The 15,931-nt window shown below is 68.0% G+C and carries 20 protein-coding genes; 11 read left to right on the forward strand and 9 right to left on the reverse strand.

The window, feature by feature from the left end:
* Nucleotides 1-123: 123 nt before the first annotated feature.
* The 4 genes from AB0877_RS07495 to AB0877_RS07510 all read left to right on the forward strand — a co-directional run bounded on the left by AB0877_RS07495 (nt 124) and on the right by AB0877_RS07510 (nt 3,946).
* Complete coding sequence (locus AB0877_RS07495) at nt 124-855, forward strand: class I SAM-dependent methyltransferase (RefSeq protein ID WP_366607564.1); 732 nt, start codon at nt 124-126, stop codon at nt 853-855.
* Nucleotides 856-926: 71 nt separating this feature from the next.
* Entirely contained in the window at nt 927-1,310 is a 384-nt protein-coding gene (locus tag AB0877_RS07500; protein WP_366607565.1) for a hypothetical protein, read from the forward strand.
* A 424-nt stretch (nt 1,311-1,734) separates the two neighbouring features.
* Complete coding sequence (locus AB0877_RS07505; RefSeq protein WP_366607567.1) at nt 1,735-2,334, forward strand: nucleoside monophosphate kinase; 600 nt, start codon at nt 1,735-1,737, stop codon at nt 2,332-2,334.
* Between the two features lie 415 nt (nt 2,335-2,749).
* Complete coding sequence (locus tag AB0877_RS07510) at nt 2,750-3,946, forward strand: helix-turn-helix transcriptional regulator (RefSeq protein ID WP_366607569.1); 1,197 nt, start codon at nt 2,750-2,752, stop codon at nt 3,944-3,946.
* A gap of 1,412 nt (nt 3,947-5,358) precedes the next feature.
* Here the strand turns inward: AB0877_RS07510 and AB0877_RS07515 are convergent.
* From AB0877_RS07515 to AB0877_RS07545, 7 genes are all read right to left on the reverse strand, one after another.
* Nucleotides 5,359-5,616 (reverse strand): hypothetical protein, encoded by a 258-nt coding sequence (locus tag AB0877_RS07515; protein WP_366607571.1) that lies wholly within the window; start codon nt 5,614-5,616, stop codon nt 5,359-5,361.
* A gap of 22 nt (nt 5,617-5,638) precedes the next feature.
* Nucleotides 5,639-6,253 (reverse strand): EndoU domain-containing protein, encoded by a 615-nt coding sequence (locus AB0877_RS07520; protein WP_366607573.1) that lies wholly within the window; start codon nt 6,251-6,253, stop codon nt 5,639-5,641.
* A 22-nt stretch (nt 6,254-6,275) separates the two neighbouring features.
* A complete protein-coding gene (locus tag AB0877_RS07525) occupies nt 6,276-7,001 on the reverse strand; it encodes a hypothetical protein (RefSeq protein WP_366607574.1) in 726 nt (241 codons plus the stop codon).
* Nucleotides 7,002-7,020: 19 nt separating this feature from the next.
* The gene (locus AB0877_RS07530; protein ID WP_366607576.1) at nt 7,021-7,335 is read right to left on the reverse strand and encodes a hypothetical protein; all 315 of its coding nucleotides are present in this window, start codon (nt 7,333-7,335) and stop codon (nt 7,021-7,023) included.
* Entirely contained in the window at nt 7,335-7,727 is a 393-nt protein-coding gene (locus AB0877_RS07535) for a YbaB/EbfC family nucleoid-associated protein (protein ID WP_366607578.1), read from the reverse strand. Before AB0877_RS07535 ends, AB0877_RS07530 begins: the two co-directional genes overlap by 1 nt.
* A 272-nt stretch (nt 7,728-7,999) precedes the next feature.
* A complete protein-coding gene (locus AB0877_RS07540; RefSeq protein ID WP_366607580.1) occupies nt 8,000-8,908 on the reverse strand; it encodes a PhzF family phenazine biosynthesis isomerase in 909 nt (302 codons plus the stop codon).
* Nucleotides 8,909-9,055: 147 nt separating this feature from the next.
* Nucleotides 9,056-9,343, reverse strand: coding sequence for a helix-turn-helix domain-containing protein (locus AB0877_RS07545; RefSeq protein WP_366607581.1), 288 nt, complete (start codon nt 9,341-9,343; stop codon nt 9,056-9,058).
* A 147-nt stretch (nt 9,344-9,490) separates the two neighbouring features.
* Here AB0877_RS07545 and AB0877_RS07550 point away from each other — a divergent pair, with 147 nt between their 5' ends.
* From AB0877_RS07550 to AB0877_RS07570, 5 genes are all read left to right on the forward strand, one after another.
* Nucleotides 9,491-10,495 (forward strand): nitronate monooxygenase, encoded by a 1,005-nt coding sequence (locus AB0877_RS07550; protein ID WP_366607583.1) that lies wholly within the window; start codon nt 9,491-9,493, stop codon nt 10,493-10,495.
* Nucleotides 10,495-11,184 (forward strand): HAD-IA family hydrolase, encoded by a 690-nt coding sequence (locus AB0877_RS07555; RefSeq protein ID WP_366607585.1) that lies wholly within the window; start codon nt 10,495-10,497, stop codon nt 11,182-11,184. Before AB0877_RS07550 ends, AB0877_RS07555 begins: the two co-directional genes overlap by 1 nt.
* A gap of 192 nt (nt 11,185-11,376) precedes the next feature.
* Complete coding sequence (locus AB0877_RS07560; RefSeq protein ID WP_366607586.1) at nt 11,377-11,991, forward strand: hypothetical protein; 615 nt, start codon at nt 11,377-11,379, stop codon at nt 11,989-11,991.
* Nucleotides 11,992-12,050: 59 nt separating this feature from the next.
* Nucleotides 12,051-12,482 (forward strand): DUF6196 family protein, encoded by a 432-nt coding sequence (locus AB0877_RS07565; RefSeq protein ID WP_366607588.1) that lies wholly within the window; start codon nt 12,051-12,053, stop codon nt 12,480-12,482.
* Between the two features lie 89 nt (nt 12,483-12,571).
* Nucleotides 12,572-13,276, forward strand: coding sequence for an HAD-IA family hydrolase (locus AB0877_RS07570; RefSeq protein WP_366607589.1), 705 nt, complete (start codon nt 12,572-12,574; stop codon nt 13,274-13,276).
* A 73-nt stretch (nt 13,277-13,349) separates the two neighbouring features.
* Here the strand turns inward: AB0877_RS07570 and AB0877_RS07575 are convergent, their stop codons facing one another.
* A complete protein-coding gene (locus AB0877_RS07575) occupies nt 13,350-13,580 on the reverse strand; it encodes a holin (RefSeq protein WP_366607591.1) in 231 nt (76 codons plus the stop codon).
* 321 nt (nt 13,581-13,901) lie between these two features.
* On the opposite strand from AB0877_RS07575, the gene AB0877_RS07580 reads away from it, so the two are divergent.
* Together AB0877_RS07580 and AB0877_RS07585 are read left to right on the forward strand one after the other, a co-directional pair.
* Nucleotides 13,902-14,519 carry a hypothetical protein gene (locus tag AB0877_RS07580; protein ID WP_366607593.1) on the forward strand — a complete coding sequence of 206 codons (618 nt, stop codon included), beginning with the start codon at nt 13,902-13,904 and terminating at the stop codon, nt 14,517-14,519.
* Nucleotides 14,516-14,923 (forward strand): nitroreductase family deazaflavin-dependent oxidoreductase, encoded by a 408-nt coding sequence (locus AB0877_RS07585; protein WP_366607595.1) that lies wholly within the window; start codon nt 14,516-14,518, stop codon nt 14,921-14,923. Before AB0877_RS07580 ends, AB0877_RS07585 begins: the two co-directional genes overlap by 4 nt.
* An 86-nt stretch (nt 14,924-15,009) precedes the next feature.
* On the opposite strand, the gene AB0877_RS07590 is transcribed toward AB0877_RS07585, so the two are convergent.
* Nucleotides 15,010-15,837, reverse strand: coding sequence for an SAM-dependent methyltransferase (locus tag AB0877_RS07590; RefSeq protein ID WP_366607597.1), 828 nt, complete (start codon nt 15,835-15,837; stop codon nt 15,010-15,012).
* Nucleotides 15,838-15,931: the final 94 nt, after the last annotated feature.

A 15,931-nucleotide genomic window follows, 5' to 3' on the forward strand; every position in this document is an offset into this window, starting at 1 on the left:
TGCGCCGAACCAATGATCATCGTAGGCGCGCTTACGCAGACCATCCACACTCAGGACAGCGCGCACCTTTATGCCGCTGGTCGAGGGTTCGGCCGGAGGAGCTGTTCCTGGGATGATGGTGGTGTGGTCGACCAACGCGCCGGTTTCGAGTTGCTTGGCAGCGACGCCTTGGAGCAGTCCGCAGTGGTGGCGAACTGTGCGATGAACCGCGAGCGGCAGCTGTCCGGGGTCAACAGCTACACCCGGGAGTTGGGGTTCAACCCGCTTGACGTTCTCGCCGCCGGCGCTGCTGGCTCCGGCCGGCCCGAACCTATGACAGCCGCGCGCTGGTTGGATCTGTGCTGCGGCACTGGTCGAGCGCTGATCCAAGCCGCCGGGGAACTGCGGCTGGCAGGGTTGACCGAGCGGACAGTCGTCGTCGGGGTAGACCTGGTCGACGCCTTTGATCCCGTACCGGCACCACCGCTGAACCTGGAGCTGATCTGCGCCTCCGTGACCAACTGGGCACCAACGCGGACGTTCGACTTGATCACCTGTCTGCATGGACTGCACTACGTCGGAGACAAACTCGCCGTCCTGACCCGGGCGGCCGGCTGGCTGACTCCCACCGGCCGGCTCGTGGCCGACCTGGACCTGTCCAGCATTCGGCTTCCTGACGGGCGACCCGCTGGGCAGCGCCTCACCGCCCAACTCCGCGCCGCCGGGTTCTCCTATGACTCCCGTCGTCGCCGGATCAGCTGCACCGGCCGACGTGATGCTCGCCTTCCGTATGGCTACCTCGGTGCCGACGATCGCGCTGGTGCCAATTACACCGGACAACCCGCGGTGCATTCCTACTACGCCGAAGACCACTGACCGCACCAACAGCGTCCCACACGCCGCAGGGCGGGATGAACCCTCGTGCGGCCGTACTTCAGAATTACGCCATGGGCGCTTCTGACGTTGTAGCGGTCGATCTCACCGCGGACGAGCGGCTCCTCTTGAGCCGTGGGCTGGGTGAGTGGGGTGGACCCGCGAGCGCAACGGATGATTTCGCGCGGGCCATGGGGTTCGACAGCAAGGAGGACCTGTGGCGGGGCGAGGGGCGCAGTCTGCGAGAGGCGCTGGATTCCGGGGGGTCGCTGACGAGGTCGCAGTGGCGGAAGGCGTTGCTGGCCCTTGAGATCGTCTTCGCAAGCGACGTAATCGGTTCTGGCCGCGACTGGTCAATCACCACTGGCATCTCTGATGAAGAGACGATCAAGCTCCTGCGAGTGGTGCAGCGAAAGTTGGGCCGCGTAATTTGGTCGACGGCCGGCGGCCCGGTGTGAGCTCGATTTGGGGGGAGCAGGTGGGGAGCAGCGGGGTGTCCTGAACGGCCTTGAACTGCGTCCAACGGCATCGAACGGCGTTCAACTGCACCGACCCCTGCCTGCGTCTCCACGTCCCCGCAGGTCAGAGTGGGTGCGGCGTCCTGTTTCACACCGAAGAGGTCGCTGGTTCGATACCAGCATCGCCCACCATGTTCCACAGCAGGTCGAAGCCCGGTTGGACCTAGTCCAGCCGGGCTTTCGCTGTCTCGCCGCGAAGATCATGAGTCGCCTATGAGTCCTGACCGTCGGCTAGTGGACGAGGGCGTGAAGCACCCTTTCTGCCGGTGGCGCTTGTGGCCACCTCGCAGCCCTGCTGATTCTCCACGTCGATATTCTCAGGTAAGTGCCACTCTGCTGCTAGCTTGGCCCGCGGCGTCCGCCTATGGAATACAACATGCCCAACGTGGTCCTCATCGCCGGGCCGGTCGTTGACCTGGCTTCCGTTGCGTCAGCTCTGGCAGCCACCACCGGCCTGCAGGTCGTCAGCGCGGGCAACGTCGTTCGCGAGCACCTGCAGCAGCGAACCTCGCTGGGCGAGAAGGCGAACGGATATATGCAGGCCGGACATGTTGTCCCGGATGAGCTGGTGGTCGAAGCCGTCGCCGATGTCCTAGTGAACGTGCACAGCGGCTTCGTGCTTTACAACTTCCCTCGCAATGTCCGGCAGGCCGAGTTGCTTACGCAGAGCGGTCACGTCCCCGACGCAGTGATCGAAATCGTTCTGAGTGAGGACCAGTTCAGCCTCGCCGCTCACCGCCGGGTAGAACGACGGATAGAACTGGACCCACAGCAAGCCGAGCGACGGCAGGAACTCCTGTTCATGTACACGCACTCACAGGAGAACCACCAAGAGCAGAGCGAGCCGCTGCGCGCGTACTACCGGACCCGCGGCCTGTTGCAGACCGTGAGTGGCTTCGGCGACGTCGAAGCTGTAGCAGTCAGACTGGTTCCACTCGTCGCCGATGGCGGAAGCCATCCGTGAGTTCGGGCAGGTATGCCGGCAGCCGGCGGACGATCCGACCGCAGGTCTGCCAACTGGTGTGGGTCAGAACAGCGACTCGAAGGCGGCAGGTCGGTCGCCGACAAAACGTCCCGTCATGCCGATTAGCGAGCAGGGGTCTTGTGCTGGGATGCGGACGGGGTCGCGGAACCGACGCTCACGGTGCCGGGTGTAGGGCGTCGTCGTCTTCGGAGTAGCGCCCAAGACTTACAAGCGAGGGGTCGATGTGGCCCCCAGCCTGGGTGTGCCCAAGGTCGGAAGCGCTCGCCTGGCGGTTGCGGTATTAGCCGTAATGGTGGGGCGCGTCGATGCGGTGGCGGGGGTACCGTCGACTGTGGTGGCCTGCTCGCGTAGTGGCTGGTGGTCCGCTGCCCAGACCGCTACCTGGGAGACGATGATGAGCGGTTCCGCGACCTTTGGTGCGCGCCTGCGGTTGTATCGCGAGCGTGCGGGGAAGACTCGACCCGTTCTCGGCGGGCTGGTCGGGCGTAGCGCGGAGTGGGTCAAGGCGTTGGAGAACGGCCGGCTACTGCCGCCACGTCTGCCCATGCTGCTGCGGCTGGCCGAGGTGCTCGACATCTCGGATCTAGCGGATCTGACCGGTGATCAGTCGTTGCCGGTGGCGTCGGTGACCAGGGCGGGGCATTCCGAGGTGGGCAAGGTCGCTGCGGTGATGCAGCGGGCTTCGGTGCCGGTGGGCGCGGTGGTGCCGGTTGTCGTGATGCGTGATCTGGTGGATCAGGCGTGGGCCTTGTGGCATCGGTCGACGACCGAGCGTACGGCGGTGGCGGCCGTGCTTCCGGGGTTGCTGACGGATGCGCAGCGGAGTGTCCGGATGCTCGACGGCGGGGACCGTCGGCTGGCGTTGGTGGAGTTGGCGCGGGTGTATCACCTGGTGCAGTTGTACCTTGCGCACCAGCCGTTGCCGGAGTTGGTGTGGCTTGCCGCCGACCGGGCGATGTCGGCGGCCCAGGAGGCGGACGACCCGGCGGCGATGGCGGTGGCGGCCTGGTACTACGCGCACGTCTATCGGGGCGCGAATCAGGTGGATGCCGCCGAGCAGGTACTGGTCGAGGCTGCGGGTCTGGTTGACCCGGCGGCGGGTGGTGAGCAGTTGGCGCGATGGGGTCAGGTGCAGCTTGGTATCGCGTTGGGCCACAGCAAGGCCGGCCGGGCCGGTCGCGCGTGGCGGGCGTGGGACGCCGCCGACTCGGCCGCGAGCCGGCTCGGTGACGGGTACGTCCATCCGTGGCTGATGTTCGGTCCGGCGGCGTGTGCGGCGTACGCGGTTTCCATCGAGACGGACCTGTGCCGCACGGGTGAGGCGGTGCGGCGGGCCGATGCCACCGACTATCGGGCGTTGCCCTCGCAGACCCGTCGGGCTGCCGGGCTGATCGATGCCGCTCGGGCGCACATGCTGGACCGTGGCGAGGTCGCGGCGGTGCACCTGCTCGGCCGGGCGCTGCGGGAGAGCGTCGACACGGTGCGACACAACCCGTACGCCCGTCACGTCGCCCTGGAACTGTCGAACCGGCCGGGCACGGTCGGTGAGGACGCCCGAGAGTTGGCCCTCGCCATTGGCATGATCGGGTAACTCTCCCTGGGGTACAAACTCTCCCTGCCGCAGCCGGTGACCAGTCGTAGCGTCCCGGTCACTGGCGGCGGCGAGCCTGTGCCTGCTTGACGTCCGATAGAGCCGGACAGAGTCTCGTCGCCGCCCTGTTGCTCGATCGAGGGGGCGAGTCAGTGGCGATCTGGTCTGAGCTGTGCGCGTTGATGCGGTGGCTGTTTCGGCGACCTCAGCCGCCGCCACCGCCCGGGACCGGGCAGCGGTACCAGGACGTTGAGCAGGCGGCGGCGCACCAGCGTCTACTCGACCACGCGAGACAACTGCGGCGGTGCCAGGGCCATCACGAATCGGCGGACCAGTTCGGGGCATGCCGGCCGGAGGGCCTCCGGTGACCCGGCGCGCGGCCGGATCGTCCGGCCGGTCATCGGTGAGCATCCGGCGCGTGTCGTATGACGTGTACATCGCGGCCACCGCGTTGGCCTTGGCGCGGCGGCACCGGCCGGTATGGTCCTCGCAGCTCCAGCGGCGAATCTGTCGTTGTGGGGTCGACCTGCCCTGCCGTGCCCGGCATCGGATACCGATTAGTCGCGGGCACTGGCCGCAGGCAGATGAGCAGTGAGCGGTCCATCGGAGCGGGTGATCCTCGCGGTGCACATTCGAGGGCTGGACGGCTGGCGTGTCGGTTGCCTGGTGTGGCGGGCGCGCTTGGCTCCGTACCCGTGTTGCCAGGTGGGCTGGGCGACCAACCGGCAGGCGCGGTCGATGACGGCGGCGCTGCTCGGAGGCCGCGCATGACCACGCACGGCCCGGTGCTGCCAATCTGGAGCTGCGGCGGCTGCGATGGGCCCTGGCCCTGCCGCACGCGGCAGCGTGAGCTACGCGCCGAATTCGATGATGCTCCGATCTCTCCGGCTCTCTATCTAGGTGCGCAGCTGGTGCGAGCCTCCGAGGATCTGACCTGGGTGCCGGCTGGTGCGCTGCACAGACGCTTCCTGGGCTGGCTTAGGTGAGCATCCTGCGGCGTGGCGACGAGAAGTTCCACTACAGCGACGGCTCGCACAAGTGGATACGGATCCAACGCCTCGTCTGACACCAGCAGTACAGCAGCGAAGCACAGCAACGGTGCCAGTCGGACCAAGCCGAGAGGCACGCCAACAGGCCGTCTGACCTCGCATCAAGCCCGACCCGACTGGCTCGCCGAAAGTTCACACCGAAGAGGTCGCTGGTTCGATACCAGCATCGCCCACTCTCAGTTTTGGCAGTTCAAAGGCCGCTTCCCCAGGTTCGGGAGGTGGCCTTTCCGCTGTCGTACGGCAGTGACTTGTCGCAACGCCGGCGGGCGAGCCCGACGGCGGTGCCTGCTGGGAGCATGTGGAATCGGCGCTGGCCGGCCAATGCCTTGCAGGGTTCGAGGGGCCCGATCTACGCTTCGGCCGTCAGTCCGAGGTTCGGATCTGCTCCACGCGCGTCAGAGGTTGCTGGAGGTACTCCGTGAGCTCCCGCAGCGCGTCCTTCTCCGCCGTGGTGATCACAACGCCCTCCTCCCACAGGGCGCCGACGAGCGTCGTGATCGCGTGGTCCCAGGCGCCGGCGCCTCTGGCCCTCAGGACCATCGACCGGTACTTCGGGCTGATCTTGGGTGCGACCTGGTCGATGATCCGAGGGCTGAGCCGGATGTAATCGTTGACTTCCATGGGTCTCCCGTGGGTGCGGTGGCTAGGCCGGCGGGTTGGTCCTGACGCCCTCGCCGCTGATGGGGTGGCCGCCGGAGATGCTGCCGTCCTTGTCCAGGATAACGACGCAGGTGATGCCGTCGCGGGTGCCGGTGACTTCCCAGCCGTCGCCGCCGGGACGCGCCTCAGGGCGGCTGTCGGGGTTGGTGGCGATGCTCTTGAACCAGTCCTCGACCTGCTCCTTGGTGGTGCCGGGCGGGAAGAGCGTCTTGTTGGGCTCGGTGGACGAGGGCTTGTGGTCGCCATTACCCCGCCCGTCGCCGTCCCAGATCTTGTCCATCGCCCCGGCGCCCATCTGACCGAAGCGGTCCATGTCGAACTTGGCGTCGGCGAACTCGGGGTCGTCCCAGGGGTTGGTCCTCTTGGGCACCTCGGGCTCGGATGTGTCGGCGTCCTTCGGGCGGCCCTCCCCGGCGCGCTTGATGCCGTGCTGCTGGGCTGGTCCCACGCGCTTGGGCATCATGCCCGGGTTGAACTTGGGACGGTTGGGGCCATCGCCGCCATCGCCGTGCGGTGGGGTGGGGCCTGAGGGGCGCTTGTGGAGACCCGCCACAGCGAACAGGACCACCAGGACGGCGGTGGTCCGCAGAGCCGCCATGAGTTGTCTCATCGAGGACCGCCTAGACGTCGAGGAGTGCGCGAAGGCTGGAGAGGCTGGTGATCAGGCCCATCAGCCAGCCGAAGATGCGGCCGGTCCAGCGGACGACGGCGATTGCGAGCTGGGAGGCGACCAGCGGTGTGGCGAAGCCGAGGGAGAAGACCACCTCGGCCAGCCACACCACGACCTTGGCGATGCAGTCGGAGATGAAGGCGCGCACGACCTCCCGCACCGTCTGCACCAGGATCCCCGCGCCACGGGTCGCGGCACCCATGCCGGCGGCCGTGCCCGCGAAGATCCCGGCGACGTCGATGTTGATGGTCAGGATGTCGCGGTAGGCGTCGGCGGCGGCGCCCTGCCATCCGTCGAGGTCGCCGACCAGCCGCGCCTTGAGGTCCTCGGCGATGGAGAACAGCTCATTGGCCATGTTGTCCCAGGTCAAGGCGTGCGTCTCGATGGTCTCGGGATTACCGGCGAGCCAGTCGAGGGCCTGCTTCAGTGGCTCGACCTGCTCGATGGCCCACTCGATGCCCATCGACAGGAGCGTGCTGAACGGGTCGATGGCGATGGCCGCCCCGTCGAGAGCGGCGCCCAAGCCCGCGACTGAGCCGTCGATCCAGCTGCCGGAGTCGATGGCGTCCTTGATGCCCATGTAGTCGTCGGCGAGCGGCAGGCCGGTCCAGCCGTCGCGGTGCGCGGCGCTGGTCGAAGCAATGTCGGAGGTCGTGGCGACCAGTGGGTTGCTCATGAGAGGGCGCCGGGCCGGCTCAGGTCGCGGAGTGGAAGGAGTTGAAGCCGTCGGTGGTCGACTCCTCGGCCCGTTCGTAGGCGTCGGCGTTCTTCTTGATTCCCGCGGCGAGCAGCTCGATGTTCTCGGCAAGCATCCCCACGCCCTTGTCCTGGTCCCGGTGGCGTCCCTCCAGGATGGGCGGCAAGAACTGGCAGAGCTGCCCGTAGGCATCATCGGCCTGGAAAATGGTGCCGCTCGCGGCCATGACGGCGGCGAAGCGGTCGTGAATGGCAGACATGGCCGTCGCGTGCGCGCGCAGCGCCTCGACGTTGACCTCGAACCCCCCGTGCATCAGTATCGCCTCTCTTCGTCCTCGGTGCCGGCGGTCCGGAATCCGGCCAGCAGGGCCCGGCCGGTCGCCGAGTCGGCGCCGACCGTCTCCCGCACGACCTCGGCGGCGGCCTCGGCGAGCTTGACCCGCGCGTTGCGATAGGCGCCCATGATCGCCTGCTGCGTCTGCTCCAGGCTCACGCGTTGCACCCGCGCGGAGAGCCGGACGTCGGCCATCGCCCCCGTGGAGTCGACGGTGACCTCGACGATCCCGTGGGCGTCGCTGGCCGTGACCCGCAGCGCGCCCAAGCCGGCAGCGGCGGCCTGCGTCTCGGCAGCCCGGCGCACGGCGTTGGCCTGCCATGCCTCCAGGCGTTCCCGCGCATCCTCGGCGTCCAACAACGGATTGACCATCACGCCTCCGTTTCCGTAGACGAGCAGGGGAACCAGAGGCGTCAGTGTAGCCGTGGCCTGGCACACCGGGGTTCCCGAGCGAATGCGGCGTGAACCGGTCAATGTGGATTGTGGCGACGTGGGTGCTGATGACCGTCATGCGGGCAGCGGAGAGTCGAGGGTGAGCAGGGCGGCCGAACCCGGCGGGTCTGGCTCCGTACCTCAAGCTGGGATCATCCTCATGCGCTGCCGAACTATCTGGCCCGCGGGATCGCGCTGGTCGACGCTCGCACTTAGAGGCGGGCGTGGGTGCCCGTCGTGGGTGGAGGCGGCCGGCGCGTAGCTGGACGGTCGCGCTGAGGCTGGCCGAGGTCAACCACTCCGCCGATTCTGGCGACGATGCCGTCCGCGGTGTGTGTCGCGCTGGCGAAGACCGACGATGGGCTCTGGTGCGTGTCGCCCTGGTGGATTTCGATCGCGCTGATGCCGTATGTGTCGAGCAGGTGAGCGGCGAGGCAGCCGACACTGTTGGCGTTTGCGATGTCCTCGTCGACGCCGATCGCTGGGGCGAACATCCGGGCGGTGCCCGTTCTCGCGGTCGGCGGCAGCGCGTAGGTGAAGCAGCCGAGATACCCGAGTAGCCGACACTCGGTTGCCACCCAATCGAAGTCGGGCTGCATGGACAGCAGTGTGCGACGATCCCGGACGGGAACGAGGAGTCGTGGCGTGCCGGGCGACGCGACCCGTAGGTCGGCGGCGATGTCCGCTCGTTCCAGGCCGAGGGCCGCGATGATGCCACCGCCAGTCGCGCCGGCATGATCCGACAGGGCGATGACGCCCTGGTCGAACCAGACCTCAATGCCGTCATGGCGGCGGATGGCGGTCGTTGCGAAGGTGCGGCCTCCGCTGCGTTGGCGGCCGTGGTGCTCCGTGGTGCCGCTGCGGTCCAGCAGGACGGCCTGCGCGGCGATGGTGCCGTGCCCGCAGTTCGGCAGTTCCCCGGTGCTGGTGAAGAACCGCACCCTGGGTGCATCCGCTGTGCTGCTGTCGATGAACGCGGTGTGGGAGGTGCCGGCGTTCAGGGCGATCGCGTGCCGTTCGTCGTCGATGAGCACGGCATCATCGATCACGACTGTGGTGGGGCTACCGCCTTTTCCATAGCGGGTGCAGGCGTTCACCATCGCCACGTGTGGGCCGGCCATCAGGCGGCCGTGACCCGCGCGGGCCCGTCGGGCGTGAACGGCGGTTCGAGCACTGGGGTACGAGCCATGGCCAGACTCCGATGCTTCGGATTTAGAAGCACGGTAGCGACTGCGCTCCGGAAGCGCCAGGGCAGGCGTTCCACGGGTTCAGGCCTTGTCGTCCTCGCTCACGGTCGAGGCCCATGCGTCGGACCAGCGAACGAGCGGGCGCAATGCCTGGTAGGCGCCGCGGCCGAGGTCCGTGAGCGCATAGGCCGTGTCTGCCTGCTGAGCGACGAGGTGGGCGTCGAGCAGTTCGGTCAGCCGCTGCCGCAGAACGCTGGATGACATGTTGTCGCAGCGTTGCTGGAGCGCGCGGAAGCCGACCGGCCCATGCTGCAACTCCCAGATGATGCGCAGGTTCCAGCGACGCCCGAACAGGTCGAGGGCGGCCATGAGGGGTCGTCCGGTACTCGATCCGCGTACCGGCTTGCCCGGCCTGGGTGCCGTCATCGCCTGCGCCGCCCCTCTTGATGCTTCGATATTCGATACAGTACCGTCCGATGTACTGATTCGATTTCCGAAGCGAGCGGGGGCTGCTTCGTGGGGCGATTGCGCACTGCGTTGTGTGACCGGTTGGGCATCGATCTGCCCATTGTTCAGGCACCCGTGGGTTCCGCTGCGGTGCCGGAACTGGTGGCGGCGGTGTCTGAGGCCGGTGGTCTTGGCATGCTGGCATTGACGTGGCAGACCCCCGATCAGGCACGGCGGAGCATCCGGCGTACCCGGGAGCTCACCACCCGGCCGTTCGGGGCAAACCTGGTTCTCGACTTCCCGGTGGACGATCTGCTCACCGTGTGCCTGCAGGAGAAACTGCGGATCATTTCCACCTTCTGGGGCGACCCGTCGCCGATGGTCACCCGGATTCACCAGGCCGGCGCGCTGCACCTGCACACGATCGGCGACATCGCCGAGGCCGTGCAGGCTGTCACGGCCGGGGTGGACGTCGTCGTGGCCCAAGGCTGGGAGGCAGGCGGTCACGTCCGCGGCGGCACGACCACGATGTCTCTGGTGCCGGCGATCGTCGACGCGGTCGGGCCGGTGCCGGTGGTGGCTGCGGGAGGAATCGCGGACGGGCGTGGCGTCGCGGCGGTGCTCGCGCTCGGTGCCCAGGGTGCCATGCTGGGCACCCGCTTCCTGGCCGCTGCCGAAGCCGCCACCCACGAGGTGTACCGGCAGCACCTGATCGCGGCCACCGGAGCGGACACCGTACACACCCTCTGCTTCGACGGCGGATGGCCGAACGCCACGCATCGCGCGCTACGCAACACGACTCTTCAACGGTGGCAGACGGCCGGCTCGCCGCCCGCCCCACTGCGGCCCGGCGAGGGTGATGTCGTCGCCATCGACGCGTGTGGCGAGAACCGAGCTCGATACGAGGACCTGATTCCGCTGCCCGGGATGACCGGTGACCTGGCAGCCATGGCCCTGTACGCGGGCCAGTCCGTGAGCCTCGTCCGCGATGTCCTGCCCGCTGCCCGCCTGCTCCACGACATCGCCGATCAGGCCGCCGCCGCCGTCGACCTGCTGCACCGCCAGGCGACGTGATGTCCATTCCATCTGCGGTGTTGTTCGATGTCGACGGCGTGCTCGTCGACTCCTATCCGGCGTACCGTCGCATCTGGAGACGGTGGGCGACGCTGCGCCACCTCGACCCGGACCTGGTCTGGTCCCAAACCCACGGCCGCCGGCCCGTCGACACCATCGCGGTGGTGGCCCCGCACCTCGACGTCGACGCCGAATACCGGCTCGTTCGAGAGATCATGGCCGCCGAAGGCGACGCCTTCCCCGTCTATCCCGAGGCCGCCGCCGTGTTGAGCCTGCTAGACGGTCAGCCGTGGGGCGTGGTCACGTCGGGTCGAACGCCGACCGTGAGGCAGCGGCTGCGCGCCGGCGGCCTGCCGGATCCTCCCGTCCTGGTCGACAGCGGCCAGGTCCGGCGCGGCAAGCCGAGCCCCGAGGGCTACCTGCGCGCGGCGCGCCTTCTCGACACCCCCGCAGCGAACTGCCTTGTGATCGAGGACGCTCCCGCCGGGATCGAAGCAGCCCGGCGTGCCGGCATGACGGTCGTCGCCGTCCGCACCACGCACCCCGCCGACGAACTGACCGGCGCCCACCACCGTGTCGACACCCTCGGGGAGACGATCCCCCTCCTCACCGACTGGCTGAACGGGACTAGACCTGCTCGACGTGAGCGCCGCTTACGTGCTGGGGGGATCGTGCCGCCTCGCTGCTAGGCCCGACGCGAAGTGACGGCCTGCCTCGTGCCGATCCTGGTCGGCCCTCGCGCGGACGGGAGCCGGCGGCGCTTGGCCTCCGTCGGAGCGTCGGGATGGCCGGGGGTGTATCGCATCATCGACAGGCATTGGGGGTACGTGTCGTCGATGCGCCTACACCCTGGTGAGGTCGAAGCCGTTGGCTGGCACGTCGTGACCGTGTTCGACGTCGTCCGGCAGTTACGCGACGCCTCACCAGGCGTCAGCGGGCGTCCGCGGGTGATCGCCATCGACGGCCGGGGTGGTGCGGGCAAGACGACACTGGCTGGGAGGCTCCGTCAGGTGGAGCCCAACTCGGCCATCGTGCACACCGACGACGTGGCCTGGAACCACGCCTGTTTCGACTGGGGCGGCGTACTCATCGAGAACATCCTGCGACCCCTGCACCGCGGGGAGCCGGTGGACTTCCGTCCCGACGCCTGGATCAGTCATGATCGCGCCGGCTCGATCACCGTCCCCGCCGGAGTCGACGTCGTCTGGGTCGAGGGCACCGGCATCATCCGGGGAGAGGTCGCCCCGTGGCTGGACGCCTCGATTTACCTACAGGGTGATCTCGACGAACAGGAGCGCTTGTTGGTCGATCGCGACGGCGACTCTTCCGAACAGCGAGAACACGTGGCGAGTTGGCTGCGGGAAGAACTGCCCTTCATGTTGCGAGAACAGCCGTGGCTGCGAGCCACCCTGATCGTCGCGGGCCCTTCGCCGGTGGATCACGACCCGGACACCGAACTGGTCGTGGGTCGCGGATCAGGTGAGCCGAGGGGCTGACCGGTGGCCGTGTGTCGTGGGCGACTGCGTCGGCTGGCGTCGTCGGGCAGTATCGGCGCATGGTCAGCATCAGCCAGGAGTCCAGTGACGAGACGGCGCAGCGGTTGCGGCGGGTCATCGCGGCCGCCGAGCTGGTCATGTTCGATGGTGAGTGGTCGTTCTTCGAGGCGCCGCTCACCCAGCCCCCGGCCTTGACGCCTGACCTGCTGGCCGTGGTGCGCGACGAGAATCGGTGGTCCTGGCTGGCACCGGATGCCGGGACCGATGGTGAGCGCTTCGCGGTGTTCTCATTTCACTTCCCGCCCGACGTGGACAACAGCGGGTTCGTCGGATGGCTGGCCACCGAGTTCAAACGCCGGCTGGGCACCGGCGTGTTCGTCATCTGTGGTCACAACAGTGAGCGCGGTGGCATCTACGACTACTGGGGCTGCCCGACCCAGGTCCGCGCCGAGGCCGTACAGGTCCTTGCTGAGCTGCGCGCCGGTCGGTAGCCATCCGCACCCTCACTTCCATGATTCAGAGGCCGTAACCCGGGATCGCAAGCGGTCGACGGCGGCGACGGCCTCAGTAGGATGCTGAGATGTCTCGGCCGGTGATCTTCGACCTGTTCCATACCCTGGTTCACGGTGCCGATGACGAGCGTGACCGGGTTGTTGGCGAGATGGCGCTCGTGGTCGGGGTGGCTCCGGCCGCGCTAGTCGCCGCCTATCACGCAACCTGGCGTGACCGGCTGGTCCGGTGGGACGTGGAGGACACCGTCCGCATCCTTGCCGGACGCCTCGGCGGCACGCCGACCGACGAAAAGGTGGAACGGGCCGCTGAACATCGCCGTGCCCTCGCGCGCCGGGTGTTGGGCGCTGTCTCGACCGCCACCCTGGACGTGCTCGACGTGCTGCGCGACGGCGGTCATCCACTGGCCCTCATCAGCAACGCCACCTCCGAGACCGCCGAGGCATGGCCGCAAAGCCAGCTCGCCCGCCGCTTCGACGTCGCCGTCTTCTCGTGCGAAGTCGGGCTTGCCAAGCCCAACCCGGCGATCTACCGCATCGCCGCCGAGCGCTTGGGCGTCGCGCCGGCTGAGTGCGTCTTCGTCGGTGACGGCGCAGACGGCGAATTGGCCGGTGCGGCAGCGGTCGGCATGACCGTGCTTCGTACGACTGAGCATAACGACACCGACCCGAGCTGGGGCGGACGTGCGTTCGCCAGCCTTGGCGACCTGCCGACCCTGCTGCGCGAGTCGACCGTGCTGTCTTCCGCTTCCACGCCTGACGGTCGGCCCGGGTGACCACCTCAGGGAGTGAGACGCCCCCGCCGACCGAAGTCAGCGGGGACGCACCGTTCGCAGCCGGACGAGGCTACTACTCAGGGCCGACGAGGCTGGGTGAGTCGCCCTCACCCGATACTTTCGCACTCACCAGTGAGGTGAGCACCGACAGCACCGCCGCACCGGACGCGATGCCACCGGCCGCTGCCCAGTCCGCCTGCCAGGCGTTGAACACGACGTCAGCGCCCCAGTAGAGCAGCAAGCCCTGTGCGGCGCTCTTCACCGCCCGCTCGGCGGTGGCCTTCCAGAACCTCGTGGTGAACATGTTGATACCTCCAGGGGTAGGTTCATCGGACGGTCCATAAGTCAAGAATGCCTGGTCAGAGGCGGTTAGTGCTTGCCGAGCTGTCTGGGCCGCCAGCGGGTACGGCACCGGTCAGAACGAGCTGCCCGCATGCTCGAACGGGGGAGGGGGACGATCACTTCTGCGGTACGGGTGGGGCTACGGTGTTGGCTTCGATGTGTCGGCTGCGCCAGCCGGTGCAGGCGTGTCCGCGCCTCGTGACGACAGACGAAGCCGGCGGCGGAGATGGTCGAGCAGCTCATTTCCCGGGCGGATGCCGCCTACCAGCGTTGGTTGGCGTCGATGACTGACGACGTCGTCGCCGGTGGAGTGGTCGTGTACCGCGGGGGATCCCTGCCGGAACGCAACGCGACCTACGGAATCGGCGAGTGGCTCACGGGCTACCTCCTGATCGGCCAGGAGGGCGATCGGGGATTCTTCCTCAGGTGCGACGGCGGCGGCGGGCCGGTGTTCTGGGCTGACCTGGGCGGCCTCGGGGACGTCGACCTCGAGGTTGTTGCCCCCGGGTTCGAGGTGTGGCTGCGCTCCGGGTTCGACCTGCCGGCCGAACCGGAGTCGGACCTACCGTCGACCGCCGACGTCTATGTGGGCGGGATTCCGCTCGACGGGGTTCGGCTGCTGGCGCGGGTCAGGAAGCTGCTGGGTGTGGATTGGCGGTTCGGGGATCTCCGGGGCCTGCTCGCCACCCAACCGTTCCTGGCGGCGAGGTCAGCTCAGCTGTACGCGCTGCGCCGCGACCTGGAAGTCGCCCCCGAGTTGCGGCCATTCCTGCTCTACGCCGCCGACCACGGCCTGGAAGCGGTGTGGTCGACCGGCGACGCGTTCGCAGTGTCACGCCACTGTCAAAGCTGTGAGAATCTTGTCGACGGGGCCGGTGCGCGGGGCGAGGAGAAGACATGAGCGACTTCAACGACAAGATCATCGCTGAGTTTCGTGCCAACGGGGGGCAGGTCGGTGGTCAGTTCGCTGGCGCTCCGCTGCTGCTGCTGCACACGCTCGGTGCCAAGAGCGGCCAGCCTCGGCTGAACCCGATGATGTACCAGAAGGTGGACGGCGGCTATGCCGTGTTCGCGTCCAAGGGCGGTGCGCCCAGCAATCCGGACTGGTACTACAACCTGCTCGCCCACCCCGAGGCCCAAGCCGAGATCGGCACGGACAAGGTCGAGTTGATCGCCAGAGTTGCCGTCGGGGACGAACGGGAACGGATCTGGAGCGCGCAGAAGACCGCATATCCAGGCTTCGCCGACTACGAGCGGAAGACGACCCGACAGATCCCCGTCGTCGTACTGGAACCCGCACCGTAGCCAGGGTCGGTCCAACCACGTTCAGATCTGACAGTGAGCACGTCGGCGGGGGTGCCCCCGCCGACGTGCTCACGAGAAGACGGCCCCTACGGTTTGCGGGCGAGGAGCCCGACGAAGGTGTGATAGGTGTCGGTCTGCACCGTGGCCGGGGCGTCCGGCTCTGGGCGCCACTCGGCCAGCGGCACCAGCCCCGGCTCCAGCACCGTCAGCCCATCGGCGAACGAGAGGATCTCCTCGTCCGTGCGCCAGCGGCCGGTGCCGAGCGACTCGTTGAAGACCCGCTCGACCTCGCGGGCCTTGCGGGAGCCCTCCGGGTCTCGCTCACCCGGGTCGCGGAAGTGCGAGATCGCCACGTAGCTGCCGGAGGGCAGCGCGTCGATCAACGCGGCCGCCACCGCCTTCGGGTCCTCGTCGTCGCCGAGGTGATGCAGGATGGCGAAGAGCAGGAGGCCGACCGGCCGGTCGAAGTCGAGGAACCGGCGTACGTCCGGGTGGTTGAGGATGTCCTGCGGCTCCCGGATGTCCGCCTGGATCACCGTCGCGGTGCCCTCTGCGGCGAGCAGGGCCCGCCCGTGCGTCAGGACTATCGGGTCGTTGTCCACATAGACGACCTGAGCCTTCGGGTTGTGCTCGGTGGCGACCTCGTGCACGTTGCCCTGGGTGGGCAGCCCCGAGCCGATGTCGAGGAACTGGTCGATGCCCGCCTCGCTGACCAGGAAGCGAATGACTCGACGCAGGAAGGCCCGGTTCGCCTGGCCGGCTGCCGGCCCGTCCGGTGTGATCCGCAGGGCGTGCTCGGCGACCTTCCGGTCGACCTCGAAGTTGTCCTTGCCGCCCAGGAAGAAGTCATAGACCCGGGCCACGCTGGGAATGTTGGGGTCGATGCCGGGGGGTGCCGCCTTGTCGCGGGTCACAGGCGTCTCCATTCGATCGGGATTGGCGCGGGCTCGGCTCTGCGGGCGGTGCCGGCGTTGCGGCGAGTGTAGCGATCGGAGGGATTGGATTTTG

This window comes from Micromonospora sp. NPDC047644 (genome assembly GCF_040704315.1).
GTDB lineage: Bacteria > Actinomycetota > Actinomycetes > Mycobacteriales > Micromonosporaceae > Micromonospora.

What these genes read in the sequence shown, in the direction of transcription:
- AB0877_RS07500 (WP_366607565.1), top strand. Translation starts at nt 927, where the DNA reads ATGGGCGCTTCTGACGTTGTAGCGGTCGATCTCACCGCGGACGAGCGG.
- AB0877_RS07505 (WP_366607567.1), top strand. Translation starts at nt 1,735, where the DNA reads ATGGAATACAACATGCCCAACGTGGTCCTCATCGCCGGGCCGGTCGTT.
- AB0877_RS07510 (WP_366607569.1), top strand. Translation starts at nt 2,750, where the DNA reads ATGAGCGGTTCCGCGACCTTTGGTGCGCGCCTGCGGTTGTATCGCGAG.
- AB0877_RS07515 (WP_366607571.1), bottom strand. Translation starts at nt 5,616, where the DNA reads ATGGAAGTCAACGATTACATCCGGCTCAGCCCTCGGATCATCGACCAG.
- AB0877_RS07520 (WP_366607573.1), bottom strand. Translation starts at nt 6,253, where the DNA reads ATGGCGGCTCTGCGGACCACCGCCGTCCTGGTGGTCCTGTTCGCTGTG.
- AB0877_RS07525 (WP_366607574.1), bottom strand. Translation starts at nt 7,001, where the DNA reads ATGAGCAACCCACTGGTCGCCACGACCTCCGACATTGCTTCGACCAGC.
- AB0877_RS07530 (WP_366607576.1), bottom strand. Translation starts at nt 7,335, where the DNA reads ATGCACGGGGGGTTCGAGGTCAACGTCGAGGCGCTGCGCGCGCACGCG.
- AB0877_RS07535 (WP_366607578.1), bottom strand. Translation starts at nt 7,727, where the DNA reads ATGGTCAATCCGTTGTTGGACGCCGAGGATGCGCGGGAACGCCTGGAG.
- AB0877_RS07540 (WP_366607580.1), bottom strand. Translation starts at nt 8,908, where the DNA reads ATGGCCGGCCCACACGTGGCGATGGTGAACGCCTGCACCCGCTATGGA.
- AB0877_RS07545 (WP_366607581.1), bottom strand. Translation starts at nt 9,343, where the DNA reads ATGGCCGCCCTCGACCTGTTCGGGCGTCGCTGGAACCTGCGCATCATC.
- AB0877_RS07555 (WP_366607585.1), top strand. Translation starts at nt 10,495, where the DNA reads ATGTCCATTCCATCTGCGGTGTTGTTCGATGTCGACGGCGTGCTCGTC.
- AB0877_RS07565 (WP_366607588.1), top strand. Translation starts at nt 12,051, where the DNA reads ATGGTCAGCATCAGCCAGGAGTCCAGTGACGAGACGGCGCAGCGGTTG.
- AB0877_RS07570 (WP_366607589.1), top strand. Translation starts at nt 12,572, where the DNA reads ATGTCTCGGCCGGTGATCTTCGACCTGTTCCATACCCTGGTTCACGGT.
- AB0877_RS07575 (WP_366607591.1), bottom strand. Translation starts at nt 13,580, where the DNA reads ATGTTCACCACGAGGTTCTGGAAGGCCACCGCCGAGCGGGCGGTGAAG.
- AB0877_RS07580 (WP_366607593.1), top strand. Translation starts at nt 13,902, where the DNA reads ATGACTGACGACGTCGTCGCCGGTGGAGTGGTCGTGTACCGCGGGGGA.
- AB0877_RS07585 (WP_366607595.1), top strand. Translation starts at nt 14,516, where the DNA reads ATGAGCGACTTCAACGACAAGATCATCGCTGAGTTTCGTGCCAACGGG.